The 21449-nt window shown below is 61.1% G+C and carries 21 protein-coding genes; 7 read left to right on the plus strand and 14 right to left on the minus strand.

The features are described from left to right. Positions 1-63: 63 nt before the first annotated feature. Positions 64-951: an AraC family transcriptional regulator gene (locus LG371_RS10005; protein WP_225748394.1), complete on the minus strand. Its 888-nt coding sequence runs from the start codon at positions 949-951 to the stop codon at positions 64-66. A gap of 202 nt (positions 952-1153) precedes the next feature. Here LG371_RS10005 and LG371_RS10010 point away from each other — a divergent pair, with 202 nt between their 5' ends. Beyond that, positions 1154-1492, plus strand: coding sequence for a carboxymuconolactone decarboxylase family protein (locus LG371_RS10010; protein ID WP_225748395.1), 339 nt, complete (start codon positions 1154-1156; stop codon positions 1490-1492). A 251-nt stretch (positions 1493-1743) separates the two neighbouring features. Continuing rightward, positions 1744-2121, plus strand: a complete 378-nt coding sequence (locus LG371_RS10015; protein ID WP_225748396.1) for a rhodanese-like domain-containing protein — start codon at positions 1744-1746, stop codon at positions 2119-2121. 66 nt (positions 2122-2187) lie between these two features. Here LG371_RS10015 and LG371_RS10020 read toward each other — a convergent pair whose 3' ends face one another. The 3 genes from LG371_RS10020 to sucC all read right to left on the minus strand — a co-directional run bounded on the left by LG371_RS10020 (position 2188) and on the right by sucC (position 5727). Continuing rightward, positions 2188-3516 carry an L-cystine transporter gene (locus tag LG371_RS10020; protein ID WP_067592424.1) on the minus strand — a complete coding sequence of 443 codons (1329 nt, stop codon included), beginning with the start codon at positions 3514-3516 and terminating at the stop codon, positions 2188-2190. Between the two features lie 143 nt (positions 3517-3659). Further along, positions 3660-4550: a succinate--CoA ligase subunit alpha gene (gene sucD / locus LG371_RS10025; RefSeq protein WP_225748397.1), complete on the minus strand. Its 891-nt coding sequence runs from the start codon at positions 4548-4550 to the stop codon at positions 3660-3662. Between the two features lie 10 nt (positions 4551-4560). Beyond that, positions 4561-5727: an ADP-forming succinate--CoA ligase subunit beta gene (gene sucC, locus LG371_RS10030; protein ID WP_067592419.1), complete on the minus strand. Its 1167-nt coding sequence runs from the start codon at positions 5725-5727 to the stop codon at positions 4561-4563. 129 nt (positions 5728-5856) lie between these two features. On the opposite strand from sucC, the gene LG371_RS10035 reads away from it, so the two are divergent. After that, positions 5857-6048, plus strand: coding sequence for a hypothetical protein (locus tag LG371_RS10035; protein WP_156503510.1), 192 nt, complete (start codon positions 5857-5859; stop codon positions 6046-6048). A 76-nt stretch (positions 6049-6124) separates the two neighbouring features. On the opposite strand, the gene LG371_RS10040 is transcribed toward LG371_RS10035, so the two are convergent. The 3 genes from LG371_RS10040 to LG371_RS10050 all read right to left on the minus strand — a co-directional run bounded on the left by LG371_RS10040 (position 6125) and on the right by LG371_RS10050 (position 8269). Next, entirely contained in the window at positions 6125-6784 is a 660-nt protein-coding gene (locus LG371_RS10040; RefSeq protein WP_067592416.1) for a deoxynucleoside kinase, read from the minus strand. Between the two features lie 96 nt (positions 6785-6880). Beyond that, positions 6881-7372 (minus strand): 2-amino-4-hydroxy-6-hydroxymethyldihydropteridine diphosphokinase, encoded by a 492-nt coding sequence (folK, locus tag LG371_RS10045; protein WP_067592413.1) that lies wholly within the window; start codon positions 7370-7372, stop codon positions 6881-6883. 150 nt (positions 7373-7522) lie between these two features. Then, a complete protein-coding gene (locus LG371_RS10050; RefSeq protein ID WP_179945900.1) occupies positions 7523-8269 on the minus strand; it encodes a rhomboid family intramembrane serine protease in 747 nt (248 codons plus the stop codon). Between the two features lie 250 nt (positions 8270-8519). Between LG371_RS10050 and LG371_RS10055 the strand changes: the two genes are divergently transcribed. Then, positions 8520-9857 carry a replication-associated recombination protein A gene (locus LG371_RS10055; RefSeq protein ID WP_225748398.1) on the plus strand — a complete coding sequence of 446 codons (1338 nt, stop codon included), beginning with the start codon at positions 8520-8522 and terminating at the stop codon, positions 9855-9857. Between the two features lie 514 nt (positions 9858-10371). After that, complete coding sequence (gene gloA / locus LG371_RS10060; protein ID WP_225748399.1) at positions 10372-10767, plus strand: lactoylglutathione lyase; 396 nt, start codon at positions 10372-10374, stop codon at positions 10765-10767. Between the two features lie 80 nt (positions 10768-10847). Here the strand turns inward: gloA and LG371_RS10065 are convergent, their stop codons facing one another. From LG371_RS10065 to LG371_RS10095, 7 genes are all read right to left on the minus strand, one after another. Beyond that, positions 10848-14534, minus strand: a complete 3687-nt coding sequence (locus tag LG371_RS10065; protein WP_225748400.1) for a DUF2339 domain-containing protein — start codon at positions 14532-14534, stop codon at positions 10848-10850. Between the two features lie 420 nt (positions 14535-14954). Next, positions 14955-15533 carry an opacity family porin gene (locus LG371_RS10070; RefSeq protein ID WP_067592401.1) on the minus strand — a complete coding sequence of 193 codons (579 nt, stop codon included), beginning with the start codon at positions 15531-15533 and terminating at the stop codon, positions 14955-14957. 460 nt (positions 15534-15993) lie between these two features. Beyond that, positions 15994-16500 (minus strand): hypothetical protein, encoded by a 507-nt coding sequence (locus tag LG371_RS10075; protein ID WP_225748401.1) that lies wholly within the window; start codon positions 16498-16500, stop codon positions 15994-15996. Between the two features lie 12 nt (positions 16501-16512). Next, entirely contained in the window at positions 16513-17133 is a 621-nt protein-coding gene (gene purN, locus LG371_RS10080; protein WP_225748402.1) for a phosphoribosylglycinamide formyltransferase, read from the minus strand. Positions 17134-17218: 85 nt separating this feature from the next. After that, entirely contained in the window at positions 17219-18034 is an 816-nt protein-coding gene (gene murI / locus LG371_RS10085; protein ID WP_067592393.1) for a glutamate racemase, read from the minus strand. A gap of 139 nt (positions 18035-18173) precedes the next feature. Further along, positions 18174-18659: an FxsA family protein gene (locus tag LG371_RS10090; protein ID WP_067592390.1), complete on the minus strand. Its 486-nt coding sequence runs from the start codon at positions 18657-18659 to the stop codon at positions 18174-18176. 179 nt (positions 18660-18838) lie between these two features. Beyond that, complete coding sequence (locus LG371_RS10095; RefSeq protein ID WP_225748403.1) at positions 18839-19471, minus strand: DJ-1/PfpI family protein; 633 nt, start codon at positions 19469-19471, stop codon at positions 18839-18841. Between the two features lie 218 nt (positions 19472-19689). On the opposite strand from LG371_RS10095, the gene LG371_RS10100 reads away from it, so the two are divergent. Together LG371_RS10100 and LG371_RS10105 are read left to right on the plus strand one after the other, a co-directional pair. After that, a complete protein-coding gene (locus LG371_RS10100) occupies positions 19690-20355 on the plus strand; it encodes a peptidoglycan DD-metalloendopeptidase family protein (RefSeq protein WP_067592452.1) in 666 nt (221 codons plus the stop codon). A 262-nt stretch (positions 20356-20617) separates the two neighbouring features. Further along, a complete protein-coding gene (locus tag LG371_RS10105) occupies positions 20618-21439 on the plus strand; it encodes a class I SAM-dependent methyltransferase (protein ID WP_067592384.1) in 822 nt (273 codons plus the stop codon). Positions 21440-21449: the final 10 nt, after the last annotated feature.

The raw sequence follows: 21449 nt of genomic DNA on the forward strand, positions 1-21449 counted from the left end.
TATTCGCAGACTAAGGATGCAGCAAGCAATCAGGCAGCCCAAAGGCTACCTGAAAAACACCCCTCAGCCCGACCGGTTCGCCCCCACCCGATACTGCTTCGGCGTTTGCCCAAAATACTGCTTAAACGCCCGGTTGAAATGCGATTCCGACACAAAGCCGTTGTCCAGCGCAATGCGCAGCACCGTATCCGCACTGTCGGCCAGCTGCACCGCCGCCTGCTGCAGGCGGATCGACAGCACGAAGCGGTGCGGGCTCACCCCCACCACGGCCTTAAACAAACGCATCAGCTGCGCACGCGAAAGCTTGGCCACCTCCGCCATCCTGTCCACCGGCCAATCTTCCTGCGGCGACACCAACACCGCCTGCAACACCGCATTCAGGCGCGGGTCGGCCAGCTGCGACAAAAACGACGGATCGCTGCTCTGCTGCCGGTAGTGCCGCAATACCGCCACCAGCATCACCTGCGACAGAGCGTTCACCACCGTGCCGCTGCCGTAGCGCGCGCCGTCGGCCTCCTCCAGCATGGTCAGCGCCACCTGCCGCATTTCCGGCAACGGCAGCAGCAGGTATTCCGGCATGCCCAGCCACAGCGCGGCATGGCGCGTGTAGCGGTATTGGCCGCACAAAAGCTGGAGGCTGTTGCCGCCACAGTCTTTAATGGTAAACACGCCGCGTTCGCTCAAATGCGGGCTGCCAGGCGGCTGGCGCAGCCCTTCCAGGCTGTCGGCGATGCTGTGCGGCGCATCATGCGGCAGCAGCACCGCGTCGCCGCTGTGCAGCGCCACCGCCGGCCCGTTGCCCACGCGCAGCCAGCCGCCGCCGGAAAGCACCCAGTGCAGCCGCGCCGTTTCTGGCTCGCCCTCGTGCCCGAGATGGAAGCCGCCGCCCAAACGGCAGCACACGTCTATCCGGCCGCGCAATCTGGCCAGATACATCAATTTATCCGACACATCCATGATTCCCTCCCCCTAGTTTACCCTTCCGCCCGCGCTTTCCCGCCCGCCATCCAAGCGGGCAACAGAATGAGACAATCGGGCAAGCCTCGCTCCATTTTCCGTAGCACAATACGCCGCATCAAACAGCCGAACGGACGCTACAACCCGTTCAGGCTATATTTACTCCAACTCACCCCATTACACAAGGAGCATCATCATGTTTTTAGATTGGAAGAAACACGCCGCCCACGTTAAACAATCCTTCGGCAACCTGGGCAAAAAACACCCGAAAATGCTGGCCGGCTATGCCGCGCTGGATAGCGCCGCCGCAGCCGAAGCGCTGGATGCCAAAACCCGCGAGCTGATTGCCCTCGCCGTGGCCGTGACCACCCGCTGCGAAAGCTGCATCGCCGTGCACGCCCAAGCCGCCGTGAAAGCCGGTGCCACCGAAAGCGAAATTGCCGGCGCGCTCGCCACCGCCATCTCGCTGAACGCCGGCGCCGCCTACACCTATTCGCTGCGCGCCATGGAAGCCGTGGAAGCCAACCGCGAATAAGCCGCGCCCACATTTTTCAGGTAGCCTCTTGCACTGCGCCTGAGGCTACCTGAAAAAAGCGATACGGCTCACGCCAACGCGCAAAAGAACACTCACTACCAAACCGAGCCGTATCGCTTTAAACCGCCATAGCTTTAATCCCGTAGCAATCCAGTTCGTTTTAACTACGTTGAAGCTAACGCTTTCAGGTAGCCTCCACGGCAACGCCAGAGGCTACCTGAAAATTTAAACCGCCCACGCAAGGATTCGCCATGAATATGCACAAACTCCCCACCCTCGCCGCCATCGTCCTGCTCTCCGCCCTGCCCGCCGCCGCATCCGCCCACGGCAGCCAGCGCCACGCCCACAGCCAGCCGCCCCGTGCCGCCGCCCGCCAGCAGGCCGTGTGGATCGACGTGCACAGCCCCGCCGAATACGCCCAAGGCCACATTCAAGGCGCACACAACCTGCCGCACGACCAAATCGCCCGGCAAATCACCGCCGTCGCGCCCGACAAACACACCCCCATCCAGCTCTACTGCCGCAGCGGCCGCCGCGCCGAAGCGGCCAAACAGGCGCTGGAAAGCCTGGGCTACACCAATGTACAAAACCGCGGCGGCTACGAAGCGCTGAAGCAGTCCGGCATTTAATCACCCCGCCTTTGTCTCAAACAAAAACCGCACCCGATTCCGGTGCGGTTTTTCATGGCCACGGCCCTATTCTTTCAGCTTCAGCCATTTATTGCTCAGCGTGCCGGCCACCATCGCGCCGTTCACATTCAGCGCGGTGCGGCCCATATCAATCAGCGGCTCGATGGAAATCAGCAAGCCCACCAGTTCCAGCGGCAGATTGAGCGTGGAGAGCACCACGATGGCGGCAAACGTGGCGCCGCCGCCCACGCCGGCAATGCCGAAGGAAGACACGGCCACCACAAACACCAAAGTGGCGATGTAGCTCATGCTGAAGGGATCCACGCCCACGGTGGGCGCAATCATCACCGCCAGCATGGCCGGATAAATGCCCGCACAGCCGTTTTGGCCGATGGTGGCGCCGAAAGTGGCGGAGAAGTTAGCGATGGCGGAATGGTTGCCCAGTTTGTCGGTTTGCGTTTCGATGTTCAGCGGGATGGAGGCGGCGCTGGAGCGGGAAGTGAAGGCAAAAGCCAGGGTGGGCATCACTTTTTTGAAGTAGCCCAGCGGGTTGATGCCGGAAAGTGCCAGCAGCGCGCCGTGCACGATAAACATCAAGATAATCGCCAGATAGGAAGCCACGATGAAGCTGCCCAAGTTTAAAATATCCGTCCATTTCGAGGTGGCGGCCATCTTCAGCATCAGGGCAAACACGCCGTAGGGCGTGAGGCGGATCACGAAGCGCACCAAGCGGCTCACCAGCTTGTTTAAAGTATCCACGCCCTGCGCGATGCGTTCGCCCAATGCTTGGTCTTCCTTACGCAGGCTCAAGGCGGCCACGCCCAAGAAAGCGGAAAAAATCACCGTGCTGATGATGGAAGTGGGGTTGGCGCCGGTGAGCTCGGCAAACGGGTTTTTCGGAATAAACGAAAGCAGCATGGCCGGAATGGTGAGGTTGCTCACCTGATCCACGCGCCCCACCACATTAGCCTGCGCCGCCATTTCGCGCTCGCCGGCAATCAGGCCTTCCGCCGTGAGACCGAACACCTGCACCATGATGATGCCGATAAAGGCGGCAATCGCCGTGGTAATCAGCAGCACGGAAAGCACGCTGAAGCTGATTTTGCCCAGGGCGCTGGCCTGGTTCAGGCGCGTGATTGCCGACAAAATCGACACGAACACCAGCGGCATCACGATCATTTGCAGCAGGCGCACATAGCCGCCGCCCACCAGGTTGATCCAATCCAGCGCCGCCGCCGTGGTTTCCGGCGCAGCAGATGATTGCAGCAGCGCGCCGAAAGCCAAACCGGCCAGCATGCCGGCAAACACCGTTTGCCCCAGCTTCTGCGTTTTCTTATATAGATAGCCCAGGCCGGCCAAGCCCAGCGCGAAAACAGCCAAAATCAAGAACAACATTGCTTGCTCCCTTGTGTGTGTCAATAACGACCGGCACTATACCTGCCGTGCAAAGAAAAGGCTACCTGAAAATTCTAGCTGCGCAGAAACTTCGCTGCGCTGCGTTTTCAGGTAGCCTCTGTTTGGCAGGCAATCAGGCCGGATTAAGCCAAACCTTTGGCTTTCAACACTTCCAGCATGGTGCTGCCCAATTCGGCCGGGCTGCGGGTGTAGGCCACGCCGGCTTTTTCGAAGGCGCGGAATTTCTCTTCCGCCGTGCCTTTGCCGCCGGAGATAATGGCGCCGGCATGGCCCATGCGTTTGCCTTTGGGCGCGGTAACGCCGGCAATGTAGCCGATTACCGGTTTGGACACGTTGGATTGGATGTATTCCGCCGCTTCTTCTTCGGCCGTGCCGCCGATTTCGCCAATCAGGATGATGGCTTCGGTTTGCGGGTCGGCTTCAAACAGCTTCAGCGCGTCGATTTGGTTCATGCCCGGAATCGGGTCGCCGCCGATGCCGATACAGGTGGATTGGCCGAGGCCGAGCTTGGTGGTTTGCGCCACGGCTTCATAAGTCAGCGTGCCGGAGCGGGAAATGATGCCGATTTTGCCGGGCTGGTGGATGTGGCCGGGCATGATGCCGATTTTGCATTCGCCGGGGGTAATCACGCCGGGGCAGTTCGGGCCCACCAGGCGGGTGCCGTTGCCGTTGGTTTCCAGATAGCGCTTGGCTTTCAGCATATCCAGCGTGGGCACGCCTTCAGTAATCACCACCACCAGCTTCACGCCGGAATCCACCGCTTCCACGATGGAATCGAGCACGAAGGGCGCGGGCACGTAAATCACTGAGGCATCAGCGCCGGTTTCGCGCACGGCTTCGTTCATGGTGTTGAACACGGGCAAGCCCAGATGGGTTTGGCCGCCCTTGCCCGGGGTTACGCCGCCCACCACTTTGGTGCCGTAGGCAATCGCCTGTTCGGAGTGGAAAGTACCGTTTTTGCCGGTGAAACCCTGTACCAATACTTTGGTGTCTTTGTTTACTAATACGCTCATTCTGTTCTCCTTAGGCGTTTACCGCGGCAACAATTTTCTCGGCGGCGTCGTTCAGGCCGTCGGCGGAAGTTAGTTTCAGGCCGGATTCGTTCAGAATCTTGGCGCCCAATTCGGCATTGTTGCCTTCCAAGCGCACCACCACCGGCACGCCCACGTTGATTTCCTTCACAGCGGCCACAATGGCTTCGGCAATCATGTCGCAGCGCACGATGCCGCCGAAAATGTTGATCAACACGCCTTTCACCGATTTGTCTTCCAAAATCAGCTTAAATGCTTCCACCACGCGCTCTTTGGTGGCGCCGCCGCCCACGTCGAGGAAGTTGGCCGGCTGGCCGCCTTTGAGCTTGATGATGTCCATGGTGGCCATCGCCAGGCCGGCGCCGTTTACCATACAGCCGATGTTACCTTCCAATGCCACATAGTTCAGATCGAATTCGGAAGCCTTCAGCTCGCGCTCGTTTTCTTGCGATTTGTCGCGCAGCTCGGCCACTTTCGGCAGGCGGTACAGGGCGTTGCCGTCGATGCCCACTTTGGCGTCCACGCAGGCCAGGCTGCCGTCTTGGCGCACGCTCAGCGGGTTGATTTCAAACAGGGCGAAATCGTTTTCGATGAAGGCCTGGTAGGCGCCGGTCATCAGTTTCACAAACTGGTTCACCTGCTTGTCTTTCAAGCCCAGCTTGAAGGCCACTTCACGCGCCTGACAGGGTTGCAGGCCCACCAGCGGGTCTACTACGGTTTTGAAGATTTTTTCCGGGGTTTCGGCGGCCACTTTTTCAATTTCCACGCCGCCCTCGGTAGAGGCCATGAACACCACGCGGCGGGCGGCACGGTCCACCACCGCACCCAAGTAGAGCTCGGTTTGCACCGGATACATATCTTCGCACACCAGCACGCTGTTTACCGGCTGGCCGTTGGCATCGGTTTGATACGTAATCAGATTGGTACCGATCAGGCTTTCGGCCACCTGCCTGGCTTCTTCGCGGCTTTTCACCACTTTCACGCCGCCCGCCTTACCGCGGCCGCCGGCGTGCACCTGAGCCTTAATCACGGCAAATTTGCCGCCCAGCTTGTCGAATGCGGCGGCGGCTTCCTCGCCGTTCACGGCCAAAATGCCGCCCTGCACGGGCAGGCCGTAGCCGGCAAGCAGCTCTTTTGCTTGATATTCATGTAGGTTCATCAAAGTTCCCTCAGTTTAGGTTAAACAAAGTTTGCGGCTCATGGCGAGCGCAACGCTCAAATTTAAATCCAGCTTTGATAATGCAGGGCGAAGTATAGACGAAAACCCGCAGCCCACAGCGGGGGTTTTATGTTAGAACAAGTAAATACGCGATGGATTTTTCCGGCTTGCGGTTGCTTTGCGGCAGCGCTTGGGCAAACGGCGGCGGATGCCGCAGGCAAAGAAAGGCTACCTGAAAATATCCCGCCCGAATCGCTTGCGGATTTTTCAGGTAGCATGTGGGGCAAACGGCTGCGTGTGCGCAAACCAAAGGCTACCTGAAAACGGTGAGGCGGGAATATCGGCTTTGCCGTTTTCAGGTAGCCCTTCGGCGCGGGGCGCGTTTGCCGGCGCGGAATCAGCGCTCGCTCAGGTTGAGGTAATGCCGGCTGCCGCGCAGGTTGGCGATGGCGTGCAGCAAGAGATCGAAGTGCTCGGGGTTGTTGATGAAGTCGAGCTCGTCGGTGTTGGCGATGAGCAGGGGGGCGCGGTCGTAGAGGTAGAAATAGCGGTGGTATTCGTCGTGGATTTGCTGGAGGTAGCCGGGCGGGAAGAGGTTGATGTGGTTGTCGCCGCGCTGGCGCAGCTGCTGTTCGGCGGCGCCGGCGCTGGTTTGCAGATAAATCACCAAATCGGGCACGGGGATTTCGGGCATCACTTTCTGCTTGAGCTGCCAATACAGCGCCTGTTCGTCTTCGCGCAGGATGGTGGGCACGAATATCTGGTCTTTTTCCAGCAGGAAGTCGCTCACCACGCGGTGCATGCCGTGGTTGGCGTTGCCGATTTCGTCGGCTTCGGCGATGAGTTTGGGCACTTCGGCGCGGCGCAGCAGAAAGTAGAGCTCGGTGGCGAGGCCGTGGTTGGCGGCGTTGAGGTAGAACTGTTCGAGGAAGGGGTTTTGCTCGGGCTGCTCGCTGAGGAGGGTGCAGCCGAAATGCTCGGCCAGCTTGCGGCTGAGCGGGGATTTGCCGCTGCCGATGGGGCCTTCTACAACGATGTAGCGGTAGTCTGTTTGCATGGTTTGCTTTCTGTTTGGATTTTTCAGGTAGCCTTTGCCGTGCCGCCTGAGGCTACCTGAAATAAACGAAGTGGGTTGCTGCGAAGCAGAAAAAGTTTAACCGCCCGCTCCGATACGCTGCACGCCTTCGTTGCCCAATGCGGCGGCAAGCTCGGCGGCGGTGGCGGTTTGCCCGGGCAGGATGTGCTGCGGGGCGATTTCGGCCAGGGGAATCATCACGAAGCTGCGCTGGTGGGCGCGGGGGTGCGGCAGCTGCAAATCGGGGGTGGCGAGCGTTTGGCCGGCGTAGTCGATGATGTCCAAATCCAGCGTGCGCGGGGCGTTGCGGAAGGTGCGCACACGGCCGGCGGCGGCTTCGATGCTTTGCAGCAGCGCCAACAGCTCGCTTGCAAGCAAATCCGTTGCCAGCAGCGCCGCGGCGTTCACAAAATCGGGCTGATCGGCATAACCCACGGGCGCGGTGCGGTAAAACGACGACACGGCGCGCACTTGCACTTCGGGCTGCGCGGCCAGCTTGTCCAGCGCGGCTTGCAGCTGCTGTTCGGGCTGCTCCAGATTGCTGCCCAGCGCGATGACGGCTTGTTTCATATTTGCTTCCTGCTATTCCAATCCAACCATTATCGTGAATTAAAATCAGAATGCTACCGCGTTGATTTGTCCTGTCCCATTCTGATTTTCATCCAATATATTTTTCAGGTAGCCTGTATCACTGCCCAAGAGGCTACCTGAAAATCTGCCTCACAGCCGCCGGTTGCGGTAATCCGCAAACGACACCGGCTCGCGGCTGCTGAGCCAATACCAAGCCAAAAACGAGCCGCACACCGCCCCGCCCACATGCGCCAGATGCGCGATATTGTCGCCAAACAGCGACACGCCGCCAAACTGCGCAAACAGCTCGTAGCCCACCGCCACCGGCACCAAATGCTTGGCCTTAATCCGCATCGGCAGAAACATAATCGTGAGCGGCGCGTTCGGATAACACAGCGCAAACGCCGTCAGCACGCCGAACACCGCACCCGAAGCGCCCAGCAAGTGCGTGTAAAACGCCCGCGCCAAGCCCTCCGGCACATTCGGCAGCCCGCCCGAAATCAGCGCCGAGCGCACCGTGGCCGCATCCAGCCCCAGCTGCTCGGCCACATTGCGCACCCCACCCGCAATCAAATATTCGTTCCAGCCCGTGTAGAGCAGCGCCCCCGCCAGCCCGCTGGCCAGATACAGCAGCAGGAAGCGTTGCACCCCGAAGCGCTCCAGCAAGGGCGGCGCAAACGACCACAACACAATCATATTAAACAGCAAATGCGTCAAACTCGCATGCAAAAACAAATGGCTCAGCCACTGCCAAGGGCGGTAGTAGGGATGCGCCATCGGCCACAGCGAGCCGAGGATTTCCCAATCGGGCAAACCCGGCAGCTGCATCAGCACAAAGGCCAACACATTCAGCCCCACCAACACATACAGCGCCATCAAAGGAGAACGGAATTTCATAAACATGGATTCAATACAGTAGAAACAACAGCCCGCCCGGGGCTGCTGACGATGATTCGGATGATTCGGCGGCATCTGCCTGAGGCTACCTGAAAAAGCAAGAGGCTACCTGAAAAAAGCAACCCCTCCTCCGCCACAGCGCCGCATGATACCACAAGCCGCCGCGCAGAATTTGCTAAAATCCCCACCCTGCCCCTTACGCTTCGGCCTCGCAAAACTTCCTTGCAGCCGCACTTTCAGGTAGCCCGCCATGACCGACACCACCGCACCCGACCTCTTCTCCCGCGCCCCCGCCGCCCCGCTGGCCGAACGCCTGCGCCCCCATTCGCTCGACGACGTTGTCGGCCAGCAGCACCTCATCGGCCCGGGCAAACCCCTGCGCGTGGCCGTGGAAGGCGGCCAGCCCCACTCCATGCTGCTTTGGGGGCCGCCCGGCGTGGGCAAAACCACCCTCGCCCGCATTCTGGCGCAGAGCTTCCATGCCCAATTCCTGCCCGTATCCGCCGTGTTTGCCGGCATCAAAGACATCCGCGAAGCCGTAAACAAAGCCGAGATCGCCCTCCAGCGCGGCCAGGCCACCATCTTGTTTGTAGACGAAGTGCACCGCTTCAACAAATCCCAGCAAGACGCCTTCCTGCCCTACGTGGAAAACGGCCTCTTCACCTTCATCGGCGCCACCACCGAAAACCCCTCCTTCGAAGTCAATCCCGCCCTGCTCAGCCGCTCCCAGGTATACACCCTCCAGCCCCTCTCCACCGAAGACCTGCGCCGGCTCAGCCGCAAAGTGTTCACCCTGCCCGAATACAGCGGCTTCACCATCGAAGAAGACGCCGAAACCCTGCTGCTGCACACCGCCGACGGCGACGCCCGCCGCCTGCTCAACCTGCTCGAACAGCTCCTGCGCGCCGCCCACACCCGCAGCATCAGCCGGCTCAACACCGCCTTCCTCGCCGACAGCCTCGGCAGCCAAATCCGCCGTTTCGACAAAGGCGGCGAAAGCTTCTACAACCAAATCTCCGCCCTGCACAAATCCGTGCGCGGCTCCCACCCCAACGCCGCCCTCTATTGGTTTTGCCGCATGCTCGACGGCGGCGCCGACCCCCGCTACCTCGCCCGCCGCATCGTCCGCATGGCCTGGGAAGACATCGGCCTTGCCGACCCCCGCGCCTTTACCATCGCCAACGAAGCCGCCCAAACCTACGAACGCCTCGGCTCCCCCGAAGGCGAGCTCGCCCTCGCCCAAGCCGTGCTCTATCTTGCCGCCGCCGCCAAATCCAACGCCGGCTACACCGCCTACAACCAAATGCGCCAGTTTGTGAAGCAAAACGGCAGCGCCGAAGTGCCGGTACACCTGCGCAACACCCCCACCAAGCTCATGAAAGAGCTCGGCTACGGCCGCGCCTACCGCTACGCCCACGACGAACCAAACGCCTACGCCGCCGGCGAAACCTATATGCCCGACCACCTGCCCGAGCCCGACTTCTACCAGCCCGTCCCCCGCGGCCTCGAAACCAAAATCGCCGACAAACTCGCCTGGCTCAAAAGCCTCGACGAAGCCGTTGGCGATAGTAGCGACAGCAATAAATAATTTTTCCACAAATCTAAGCGCAAAATATTTGGCACTAACGGCTGGGCTACGTCCTGCTCTGCTGGCACAGCCGAACGGAGCGCGGTTTTTCGGGGAACAAGGGCTTGCATGTTCGAAGCGGCGAAGCCGCAAGTTGCGAGCCCGCCCGAAAAATTACGTGGAGTGAGGGAAGTTTGGCGAAGCCAAACCTGTGCCCGCAGTCGCCTTTCTTTTGCTTCCTTTTCTTTGGCGAAGCAAAGAAAACGAGGTCTCCGCAGGAGGACGAGTTTCTGCGCAGCTAAAAGTAGGTGCCCGCGCCGGCATGAGGCGCAAAGGGAAACGAAGCAGAAATGATGGGGCTATCTGAAAGCCAGCAAGCCTCCAGAATCCCAACTTACTCTTTTCAATTAAATTATTACACACCCGGGCTTCACGGGAATTAATATAGGCTACCTGAAAACAGCTGTTTACTTTTTTCAGGTAGCCCTTATCTTTTGCTACAATCCGCCCTTTCATCCCACACTAAGGACAAACCATGCGACTCCTCCACACCATGCTGCGCGTCGGCAACCTCGAAACCTCCCTCGCCTTTTATCAAGAAGTGCTCGGCATGCGCCTCCTGCGCCGCAAAGACTACCCCGAAGGCCGCTTCACCCTCGCCTTCGTCGGCTACGGCGAAGAAGACGACACCGCCGTAATCGAGCTCACCCACAACTGGGACACCGACTCCTACGACCTCGGCAACGCCTACGGCCACATCGCCATCGAAGTGGAAGACGCCTACGCCGCCTGCGACGCCGTGCGCGCCAAAGGCGGCAAGGTGGTGCGCGAAGCCGGCCCCATGAAACACGGCAACACCGTAATCGCCTTCGTGGAAGACCCCGACGGCTACAAAATCGAATTCATCCAAAAGCACGGCCGCCAAGATTAAACCCTTGCCGCCCCGGCAAAAAAGGCTACCTGAAAACCAATCCATCGTTTTCAGGTAGCCTTTTGTCCAAACAAACCCCGCTAATCCCCCTCCCTCGGCGGCACCGGCGCAAACCAGCCCACCAGCAGCAACAGCAGGCCCACGCCGATAAACGACACAATCCGCGCAATGCCCCCGCTGCCGCCCAATTCCACCGTAAACAGCTTCAGCACCACCACGCCCATCAGCCCCGCGCCCGCCATCCAGCGGATGCGCCGCCCCGAGCGGTGGCCCGACACCATCAGCCCGATTGCCGCAGAAGCCCACACAATCGACAGCGCCGCCTGCAAGCCGAACGAAGCCATAATTCCCGGCAGCGTCCATTCCACCCCCATATAGAAATACCACAGCCGCAACACCGCCCCGCTCACCAGCGTGAGGCCCGCCAGCACCGAGCCCGCCAAATGCAGGCGCAGCCCCTCCCCTTCCAGCTCGAAATCCTCCTGCCACATTTCCGCGCTCCTCAGCCACAGCGCGCCCACCGCCAGCCCCGCCAAATCCATCGGATTGAGCAGCGGCCAATAGCCCAGCGGCGCCACCGCGCGCGGCTCCAGCACATTATTGCCCACCAGCCACAGCAGCGCATACATCCCGCACAGCAGCGAACACACCGCCGCATAAGGCCGCAGCGCATCCCGCTCCCGCGCCAGGTAAAATAGCAGCCACAAAGCCAGCGGCAGCCCCAGCCAAGCAAGCTGCGCCCATACGCCCGGCAGCGTTTCGCCGCCCAGCATGCCCGCAAAGCCCGTGGCCTGCGCCGCCCACAGCATAAACGCCGCCACGCCCCAAGCCCGCTCCGTTTCCGGCGAGCCGAAGCGCTGCATGCGCAACACGGCAAACAGCAAAAGAGCCAGCAGCACCAGCATCAGGCTACCTGAAAACGCATACGGCGCAAAACCCACACGGTTCAGCCAGCCTGCCAGCCACATCGCATGGCACGGCATCAGCGGTATCAGCAGCAGCGCCGTCCGCCTGCCCTGCCGCCAATCCAGCCAGGCCACCGCCGCCGCCCACAGCGCAAACGGCAGCAGCAGATACCACAGCCGCGCCGTATCCGCCCACGCTTCGGGCAAGTGTCCCAAAAGATTGGCGGCGGAAAGTAGCGTGCCAAACAGCGCCATGCCCGTCAGCAGCCCGCCCGCGCCTTGGTTTAGCGGCAGGCCGCCGCTGTTTTGGCGAAGGTGTTGGTTGCGCAGCCGCGCCACGCGTTTGCTTTGGCGAAACTCGCTTCGCTCATTTTCAGGTAGCCTGTAGCCCGGCGCCGTTTCGTTTGTATGGTGCAGCGCATAGCCGGCCGCACCCAGCAGCAGCGTGGCCGCCCAGCAGGCCGCAGTAGCCGCCCAGCCCGCCATGCCGAACGCGTCCCCCAGCAGCGGCAGCACCGCCGTGCCGTAGCCCAAAGCCGCCGCCAGCAGCAGGTTGAGCCCCACGGGCAGCTCCGGCGAATCGCCTGCTTCATCATTGCCTTCGTCTTCATCTTCCTCCGCCAAGAGGCTACCTGAAAAATCCGCATTGCCGGCAAAACGGCGGAACAGCTCGGCCTGCGCGCGCACTGCCGCCCAAGCCAGCGCGGCCAAAGCCGCCATCGCCCAATGCTGCGGCAGGCTCATCAGCGGCAGCAGCCCCGTGAGCAGCAGCCCCGCGCCCAGCACGCCCTGCTGCCACCAAGCCTCCCAATAGGCCGACCCGCGGCAACGCCAGCGCAGCCAGGCCGCATACATCACCAAGCCGGCCAGCGCCGCCGCAAACGTGGAGGCCAGCGGCCCGTCCAGCAGCGGCTCGTTTGCCCCGCCCGGCGCAAACGCAAAACCGCTGCCCAACAGCGCGCCCAGCGACAGCAGATACACCAGCGCCGCCAGCACGCGCGTGTGCGGCCTTCTCTGGCGCAGCGCAAACACATACACCAAGCCCGCCTCCAGCGACCACAGCGCCACCGTAGCCTCCCGCTCGAAGGCCAGCGGCACCGCCAGCGTAACAAACACCAGCGAGAGCGCGCCCAAAGCCTGCCGCAGCAGCGGGAAATCGCGGCTGCCGGTAAACCAGGCCGCCAGCAGGGTATAAACCCCGGCAAAACCGAGCGACGCGCCCGCCGCCAGATGGTTCGCGCCCTCGGGCAGCATGTGGTATTGCAGCATAAACGCCGCCGCAGCCGTGCCGAACAGCAGCATGCCGTCGATGGCGCCGATGATCATGCCGTGGGTGAGCAGGCTGTCGGCCAGTTCGTCCAGATCCGCATTGTCGGGCACGTGGTGTTCTTCGGCTTCGTCGCGGCGATGCAGCGCATAGAGGCAGGCCACCAATGTGTAGAGCAGCCAATGGTAGAGCAGGAAAGGTTCGGTGCTGGCAAAGCGCTCCACCGTGTATTCCGAAGTGCCCCACATCAGCGCGATGGCCAGCGTGCCGATAAAGCCGATTAAATTCAGGCTTCGCCAGGTTTTGAAGCGGGCGATGGCCGCCACGCCGGTGTTGAGCAGCGCAAGATAAGTAAACAGCACCACATGGCTGCCGCTGCCGTCCGACACCAGCATCGGCGCGGCCAAACCGCCGATGAGCGCCACCTGCGCCATGATTTTGGCATCCTGCCGCACCGCCATCAGCGCCATCGCGCACACCAGCGCCACCATCAGCACAAAGGCCGTGCCCGAAGGCAGCAGCGGGTGCAGCTTCACCGCCGCCAGCACGGTAAGATACATCACCGCCATGCCGAAGCCCTGCAAAATCAGGCCGTATTCGCGGCGGCGGCGCTGCAACACCCAGCCCGCCACGGCTGCCGCCAAGCCGGAGCCCATCACGCTGAGATAGCGCATTTCAATCGGCACATGAATCCGCTCCGAAGCAAAGCGCAGCAGGAATACCAGCCCCAAAAACAGCACCACGATGCCGGTTTTCAGCAGCAGGTTGCCGTGCATCAGCCAATCAACCAGCGGGGCAAACGCGCTTTCCCGCTGCGGCTCGGCGCGGCGGGCGGCACGGCGGGCTTGGCTTGCAGTTTGGCCGGTTTCGGCAGAGGGCGCACGTGCCGCAGCCTGTTCGTGCGGCTGGGCAGGCGTTGGCGCCAGATGCGGCTCGCCCGGCTGCACCCGTTTGCGGATTTTTACCGTGCCCGGTCGGCTGCCCGGCACCACGCCGCTGCCCGAAGCTGCGGGAGCGGGCTGAGCGGCAGAAGCAGGAGCGGCAGGAGAAACAGGAGATTGTGGATGAAGTGGCGCAGCAGCCGCCTCGGGCGTGAGGCTACCTGAAAACGGCGGCTGGGTTGGCTCGGACGCAGATGGGGCGGATGGCGCCGCCAGCGGATGCACCGAAACGTCGGCCGGCTGGGCATCGGCAGGCAGGCGGGCGGAAGTTGCGGGAGAAAGGGAATCGTATGCGGAGAAATGAGGTCTTGTCGCGCCGGAAGCGGCGGCAGTGGGCACATCGGGGTTGTACGGCCAGCCGCCGAAATCGGGCTGCGAAGCGCCGGTATGCGGCTCGCTGCGGGCGCTGGCATAGAGGCCGCCTTGCTGGCTTGGCGGCAGTTCGCCGCGCCCGGCTGTGCTGCGCGGAGACTCGCCTGCTGCGTTTTCAGGTAGCTTTTGCTCTGAAACGGGCGGGCAGCGGCGCAGTTTTTCCACTTCCGTTTGCAGCCGCGATAATTTTTCGGCCAGATCCTGCTGCTGCATGCGGGTTTGAAACAGCATCCCCACGATAATGCCGAACAGCAACAGCAATAGGGTTATCACGAAAGCCATATCACACCTCGTTTGGGCAGGCAGGCCGCAGGCTACCTGAAAATAGAAAATGGTTGGATTTACCTGAAGCCTTTGCAAAGCCTCGGATTTGGGCACAATTCAAAGCGATAGCATCGCAAAACGCGCAGACATACCGTGCGGGTAGGCAATCGTTTGAGAAGCGCATCGCGAAGAAGTGTGCCAAAGACGGGGAGTTTGCAAAGGCTTCAGAGTATTTACTTCGGCCAGATTATAGCCGTATCCGTTGCCGGCGGGGAGGCTGGCGGGTGGGCATTTATATGCAAACGAGCCTTGCCCTGTTTTTCAGGTAGCCTCCAAGCAGGGAGAGGCTACCTGAAAAAGATTGCCCGCCCCGCGCCAATAAAAAACCACCCGAGCCTAGCAGCTTCGGGCGGTTTGCGGCACGCAGGTTGCGGCAAATCAGAATCTCACGCGCAGGCCGGCGGAAACTTCGTGGGAATCCAGCTTCGTGCCGTCGAATTTGCCCCAGTAGTTGTAGCGGTAGCCTGCATCCAGGGTGATGTTTTGGGTGATGTTGTAGCCCACGCCGAGCAGGGCGCCTACGCCGGTTTTAGTTTTGCTGAAGTGGTAATTGTCGTCATAACCGGGAGCGTAGTCATGATCGTCGAACGACAGGTGGTTGACGTCGATGCGCGCGCCTACATAGGGCTTCACCGGGGCGTTCAAGTCGATATCGTAAATGGCAGACACGCCGAAGCTGCGGAATTTGTATTCCCAATCTTCCCCGCCTACCGGATAAGTTTCGTGGCCGCTTTCGCTCTTATAGTGGGTGTAGTCGGCCGCCACGCGGAAATCGCCGAAATCGTAGCCCACAGACAGGCGCGGGCTGAAGCCTTTGGCGCTCAGGGCTTCTTCGCTGTCATGCAGCTTCACCCTTGCATGGCCGAGGTCGGCTTGCACATAGAAACCGCGGTTGTCGTCGGCCAGGGCGACGGCGGGAAGGGAAAGGACGAGCAGCGTGGCCAAAACTTTTTTCATGATGTTCTCCTTAATATGAAATCGATAAGATGATTGTGAATAGGCAACGGATTGTGTTTACTCCTTTTGCTGCCTGAATTGTATTGCGTAATGGTAGCATTAACAATCTTAAACTATTTTAACGAAGCAGATTGTTGGAATATTGCAATGAAGTGTGCAAGCCGCGCCGAGGGTAGCGTTTTATAGCGAATTAACTTAACCGGCTCGCTTTGTATCATTGCATATTAATCCGCCCTAGCCGCTCTATTTTTCAGGTAGCCTTCGGGCGCGGAGAGGCTACCTGAAAAAAGAAATGGCGGGCAGGTTGCTTAAACCTGCCACGCCACGCTCCGGCATTTTGTGCCAGCAAATTGCGGCGCCTTCCCTGCCTACCCTACATCCAGCCGAGGCGGTGCAAGATAAGTTGCACCAATAAAAACAGGATGGCCAAAGTCATCGAGAAACCCCAAGAATACCAAAATTAGAGGGCTTTACCCCGCCAGCCCGAAGGCGGTTCGGGCGGTTCGGTGTAGACAACTGCACCTTTCTTTACACGGTAGCTTTCGCCCGCATCGCCGAGCACATAGCTGCCGTCGTTGAGCGCGAGCATGATGTCGAGCAACAATTGGAGCTGGCTTTCGCTTGGGTTTTTCAGCCACAGGCTGCCGCCTTCTTGCTCGTTGTGTTGGTAGAAGACGGCGGTGTCTTCGCCTAGCTCGTTTTGGCTTCGCAGAAACTCACTCTGTTTGTTTTTGCTTCGCGAAAATTCGCTTTGCGTATTTTTGCTTCGCAGAAACTCGCTATGCTCGTTTTCAGGTAGCCTTTCGGCCTGTTCGGGCGGGGCGAAGCAGATGAAATTGCCGCTGGCATCGTGGCAGGCTTCGAGCTGAAACTGTTCTTTCAGCAGGCGGGCGGTGTCGCTGAAACTATCGAGAATTTTGGGCTGTTTGGCGGGGCGGTCGTTGAGCAGGTAAACGAGATAGCTCATGGGTTTGCTCCCTTAATCCAGCCCGGCTTCGCCTGCGCTGCGGCGGTTAAACACGCGTTTGCCTTGGATGCGGAGGTGGCCGGCGGCGAAGTCGGCCACGGCTTGGGGCAGCAGCCGGTGTTCAACCTTGAGCACGCGCTCGGCGAGGGTGTCTGCGGTGTCGGAATCGTACACGGGCACGGCGCCTTGGGCGATGATGGGGCCGCAATCGAGCTCGGCGGTGACGAAGTGTACGGTGCAGCCGGCGAGGCGACAGCCTTCGTCAAGGGCGCGCTGGTGGGTGTGCAAGCCGGGGAAGGCGGGCAGCAGGGAGGGATGGATGTTGATGGTTTTATTGGCAAAGCGGCTGCAAAATTCGGGCGGCAGGATGCGCATGTAGCCGGCGAGGAGGACGAGGTCGGGCTCGTGGCCGGCCACAAGCTCGAGCATGGCTTGGTTGAAGGCGGCGCGGCCGGGGTAGTCTTTGGGGTTGAGGGCGGCGGTGGGGATGCCCTGCCCTGCCGCCCAGGCGAGGCCGGGGGCTTGGGGGTTGTCGGAGAGGACGGCGGCGATGTGCAGGTTGGGAATATTGGCTTGCACCACGGCCTGCATATTGCTGCCGCGGCCGGAGATGAGGATAACGGTTTTGGTCATGATGTGATTATTTGAAAAGTGGTGGAAATATTTTTCAGGTAGCCTGTGATGCCGCTCAGGGCTACCTGAAAATGTTTGGGCGCCCTCATCCCAGCCGCATCATTTCTATCTGCTCCATGCTGCGGCCGAGGAAGCGTTCGCCGATGGTGCGGAAGCGCAGGGGGATGTCGCTCACGTAGAAGCGGTAGTCGGCGGGGGCGGCGCCGGTGTTGAGCAGGCCGGCGGCGGCGAGGGCTTCGGCGGTAGCTTCGGCGGTGGTGAGCGCGGAATCCACCAGGGCGAGGTGCGGGGCTTCGCTTTGCAGCAGGGGTTTGAGCAGGGGGTAGTGGGTGCAGCCGAGCACGAGGGTATCGATGTCTTCGGCTAGGAGCGGCTTGAGGTATTCGCGCACGGTGAGGCGGGTGACTTCGTGCTCGAGCCAGCCTTCTTCCACCAGCGGCACGAGCAGCGGGCAGGCTTGGGAGGGCACGCGCGCCTGCGGGTTTTGCGCGTGGATGGCGCGGGCGTAGGCGTTGGAATTGACGGTGGTGGAGGTGGCGATGATGCCGATGTGGCCGTTGCGGCTGGTGCGCAGGGCGGCCTGTGCGCCGGCGCTGATCACGTCGAGCACGGGCATGCTGCCGGCCATCTGCCGCACTTTGGCGCCGGCCACGGCGGCGATGGTGTTGCAGGCAATCACGAGCGCTTTCACGTCGTGCTGCATGAGGAATTCTACAATTTGCCCGGTGTAGGTTTCGATGGTGCTGCGCGATTTCACGCCGTAGGGCACACGGGCGGTGTCGCCGAAATAGATGATGTTTTCGTTGGGCAGCCGCTCCATCAGGGCGCGCACGTTGGTGAGACCGCCGACGCCGGAGTCGAATACGCCGATGGGGCGTTGCGTGAGACTGTTGGGTTTCATGTTGCCGGATTTGCCATTACGGGGAAAAGGCGTATTGTACACGCGCGGCGGATAAGGGAAAGGCTACCTGAAAAACAGCGTGTATATTTTTCAGGTAGCCTTTTTGCGCGGAGTTAGACTTAAAAGAGTTGGGCTGGAATCAGCCTTGGCGCGGCGGCTCGCCGTCGTGCTGTTCCAGCAGGCGGGTTTCCCCGCGCTCTTCCTGCGGGCGCACGGTTTCAAACTCGCCGTCGATGATGTCGCCGTCTGCGCGGTAGCCCGAAGCGCGGTAACCCTGCCCCATTTGCTCGGGGCGCACCGCCGAGGGGCCGCCCTTAATCGGCAGCATCAGCACGCAGGCCAAAAGCGTGGACACAAAGCCCGGCGACATCAAAAGCAGCGCCGCCACAATATAGCGCAGCGGCCACAGCATTTGGTAAAACGACAGCTCGCCCTGATTGTGAAACAGCGAGCCGGCCAGCATCACCGAAGAAAAGCCCAGATTGCGCAGCATGGCCAGCCCAGCCATAAACGACAAAATCATCAGCAGCAGCGTGGGCAGCCCGCCGAGCCGCTCGGCCACCATCACAATCGAAGCCGCTTCCGCCCCCGCCAGCAGCAAGAGCCAAATCCCTAGGTAACGCATTGAGTTTCCTTTCAAACTAATCTTTCTAACGTTGAGTTTCGCCGAAGCTGTGCTTTACCCCGTTTCAGGTAGCCTCGGCTCGGCCACAGCACCGCGCCCTCCCCTATATCTGCCCGCCAAGCGCAAAATCAAGCGCCCATTCTGCAAAGTTTCCCCGGCTTTTGCGCAGCCGGCAGAGGCTACCTGAAAATTCCTGAGCGGCTGGCAAACGGGTCGCCCGCCGGATTGCTGTGCCAAATATATTCGCAATGCGCGGCGATTTCCTCCGCTTGAGCGCGGCCGTAGTGGTCGGCGATGAAGCCCAGCGCCATGTCCATGCCCGCCGATACGCCCGAAGAAGTGTAGAACCGCCCCGACGCCACCCAACGTGCCGCCGGCTGCCAAGCCACCTTGTCGTTTACCGAGCGCACCCAATCGAAAGCCTTTTTGTTTGACGTGGCCGGCAAGCCGTCCAGCCTGCCGCTGGCGGCCAACAGCGCCGCGCCGGTACACACCGCCAAACAGCAGGCGGCCTGGTCCAGCCATGCGCCCAAATCGCGCAGGAAAGCCGTATCCCGCACCAGCGGCCGCGTGCCCTGCCCGCCCGGTATCAGCAAGACAGCATTTTCAGGTAGCCTTTCCAGCCGCTGCGTCTGCACGGCAAAACCCTGCCGGCTGTCCACCATGCCGCCGCCCCTCGACACATAATGCAGCCTAGCTCGCGGCAGGCGGAATAAAAACTCCACCGGCCCCATTAAATCCAGCGTTTCGTATTGTTCGAACAGCAGGCAGTAAATCTCGGCTTCGGCCTGCGGGTTGAATGCAGAAGGCATGGCTCACTCCTTGCGCGGTGTTTGGCAAACGGCCCTATCATACCCCGTTTGCAAGCGCCTTAGCCGCCCGCCCGGTTTGTTTCCCTGCCATTTCCTATAGTATGATAGGCACACCTTCTCGGCAGCGAGCCCGGCAAACGGCCAAATCGGTTTGCCCGCGCCCGCTGTATCTTTCCTTTTCAGGTAGCCCTGCTGCCGCTTCAACCGGAGTGCACACCTTGAAATTCTCTTCCGCCTGCACCGTTCTCTTGTGTACCACCCTTCTAGCAGCCTGCGTCGGCACCGGCACCGGCGACCAATACTACCGCGTACAGCGCGGCGACACGCTCTACCGTATCAGCCGCCGCTTCAACCAGCCCGTATCCCGCCTGATGGCATGGAACAACCTGAAAAACCCCTCCCAGCTCGAAGTGGGCCAGCGCCTGCGCGTGGGCCACGCCCGCGGCGGCAGCAATGCCCGCAGCAGCACCGCCGCCAACCGGCCGGTGAGCCGCGCCCCCGCCGAGCGCACCACCGCCGCGCCCAGCAGCCTGCAATGGCCGGCACGCGGCGAAATCATCACCCCGTTCAACGGCGGCTCCAGCAAAGGCATCGACATCGCCGGCACTGCCGGCACACCCGTGAAAGCCGCCGCGCCCGGCCGCGTGAGCTACGTGGGCGAAGGCATCCGCGGCTACGGCAAACTCATCCTCATCAACCACACCGGCGGCATGCTCACCGCCTACGCCCACAACAGCCAAATCAGCGTGCGCGAAGGCCAGCAGGTATCCGCCGGGCAAACCATCGGCAGCATGGGCAGCAGCGGCACCGACCGCGTGAAGCTGCACTTCGAAGTGCGCATCAACAACCGCGCCGTCAATCCGCTGGACTACCTGTCGAAATAAAGCAAAAGGCTACCTGAAACTTTGCCCACCATTTTTCAGGTAGCCTCTTTTACCCACGCCACATAAGCAAAGGCTGCCCGAAACACAAATGTCAACCGAATAAAACGGCAACCTACTCAATACACCAACCGCTCCCGAACCCCCATCCCTTTCCGGCTACACCGAAATATTTTCAGCTTCGCCGAAGCGCACGCTTTAACTTCGTTGAAGCCCACGCTTTCAGGTAGCCTGCCCACGCTCTTTGTCTCTCTCGGGAGTTTCCATGAACCAACGCCTTTCCTCCGACACCATCAGCCAACTCTCCACCACCATGCTCATCCCGCTGTGGGCCAAGGCGGTGGAATACGATCGTGCCGACGCCCTCATCAAAGACGCCGCCGCCGTGCAGATGCTGCGGCAAATCAACTACGATTTCAGCATCTTCGCCAAATCGAAACTGTCGCAGCCCGGCTGCTGCGCCCGCGCCGCCCTCATCGACGAAGAGGCGCAACGCTTTATCGCGCAACACCCCGACTGCGTGGTCGTGCAGCTCGGCGCCGGGCTGGACGCACGCTTCGAACGCCTCGGCCGCCCGCCCGTTACCGCCTGGTACGACCTGGATTTGCCCAACGTCATCGGCATCCGGCGCCAACTGCTGCCCGAATCGGGCAACCACTACCTAGCCGCCTCCATGTTTGACGAAAGCTGGGCGCACACCGCCGCCGCACACGGCAAACCAGTGCTGCTGCTCACCGAAGGCGTGCTGATGTATTTCGAAGAAGCGCAGGTCAAAGCCCTGCTGGCCATGATTGCCCGCACGCTGCCGCACGCCGTGCTGGTGTTCGACATGCTGCCGCCGGTGGCCGTCGGCCGCGCCAAGCGGCACGATGCGCTGGGCAAAATGGCGCAGTCGCCCGAATTCAAATGGTCGCTGCCCGATGCCCGGGTGATGGAAGCATGGCTGCCCGGCAGCAAAGTGCGCGTGGTGGGCAGATTGAGCCGGCGCTGCGGCCACCGCTACCCTTGGCTCTTCCGCCTGATTTACCGCACCGGCTGGGGCAAGCGGCTGTTTGACCAGAAAATTATCAAAATCGAGCTGCCCTAGCCCGCCAGCC

The sequence above is a fragment of the Eikenella sp. Marseille-P7795 genome (assembly GCF_916618725.1).
GTDB lineage: Bacteria > Pseudomonadota > Gammaproteobacteria > Burkholderiales > Neisseriaceae > Eikenella > Eikenella longinqua.

Excerpts from the sequence above, each read along its gene's own strand:
- LG371_RS10010 (WP_225748395.1), top strand. The coding sequence starts at position 1,154 with ATGTTTTTAGATTGGAAGAAACACGCCGCCCACGTTAAACAATCCTTC.
- LG371_RS10015 (WP_225748396.1), top strand. The coding sequence starts at position 1,744 with ATGAATATGCACAAACTCCCCACCCTCGCCGCCATCGTCCTGCTCTCC.
- LG371_RS10035 (WP_156503510.1), top strand. The coding sequence starts at position 5,857 with ATGTTAGAACAAGTAAATACGCGATGGATTTTTCCGGCTTGCGGTTGC.
- gloA (WP_225748399.1), top strand. The coding sequence starts at position 10,372 with ATGCGACTCCTCCACACCATGCTGCGCGTCGGCAACCTCGAAACCTCC.
- LG371_RS10070 (WP_067592401.1), bottom strand. The coding sequence starts at position 15,533 with ATGAAAAAAGTTTTGGCCACGCTGCTCGTCCTTTCCCTTCCCGCCGTC.
- purN (WP_225748402.1), bottom strand. The coding sequence starts at position 17,133 with ATGACCAAAACCGTTATCCTCATCTCCGGCCGCGGCAGCAATATGCAG.
- LG371_RS10020 (WP_067592424.1), bottom strand. The coding sequence starts at position 3,516 with ATGTTGTTCTTGATTTTGGCTGTTTTCGCGCTGGGCTTGGCCGGCCTG.
- LG371_RS10065 (WP_225748400.1), bottom strand. The coding sequence starts at position 14,534 with ATGGCTTTCGTGATAACCCTATTGCTGTTGCTGTTCGGCATTATCGTG.
- LG371_RS10095 (WP_225748403.1), bottom strand. The coding sequence starts at position 19,471 with ATGCCTTCTGCATTCAACCCGCAGGCCGAAGCCGAGATTTACTGCCTG.
- sucC (WP_067592419.1), bottom strand. The coding sequence starts at position 5,727 with ATGAACCTACATGAATATCAAGCAAAAGAGCTGCTTGCCGGCTACGGC.
- LG371_RS10050 (WP_179945900.1), bottom strand. The coding sequence starts at position 8,269 with ATGAAATTCCGTTCTCCTTTGATGGCGCTGTATGTGTTGGTGGGGCTG.
- LG371_RS10105 (WP_067592384.1), top strand. The coding sequence starts at position 20,618 with ATGAACCAACGCCTTTCCTCCGACACCATCAGCCAACTCTCCACCACC.
- LG371_RS10055 (WP_225748398.1), top strand. The coding sequence starts at position 8,520 with ATGACCGACACCACCGCACCCGACCTCTTCTCCCGCGCCCCCGCCGCC.
- LG371_RS10040 (WP_067592416.1), bottom strand. The coding sequence starts at position 6,784 with ATGCAAACAGACTACCGCTACATCGTTGTAGAAGGCCCCATCGGCAGC.
- folK (WP_067592413.1), bottom strand. The coding sequence starts at position 7,372 with ATGAAACAAGCCGTCATCGCGCTGGGCAGCAATCTGGAGCAGCCCGAA.
- LG371_RS10090 (WP_067592390.1), bottom strand. The coding sequence starts at position 18,659 with ATGCGTTACCTAGGGATTTGGCTCTTGCTGCTGGCGGGGGCGGAAGCG.
- murI (WP_067592393.1), bottom strand. The coding sequence starts at position 18,034 with ATGAAACCCAACAGTCTCACGCAACGCCCCATCGGCGTATTCGACTCC.
- sucD (WP_225748397.1), bottom strand. The coding sequence starts at position 4,550 with ATGAGCGTATTAGTAAACAAAGACACCAAAGTATTGGTACAGGGTTTC.
- LG371_RS10075 (WP_225748401.1), bottom strand. The coding sequence starts at position 16,500 with ATGAGCTATCTCGTTTACCTGCTCAACGACCGCCCCGCCAAACAGCCC.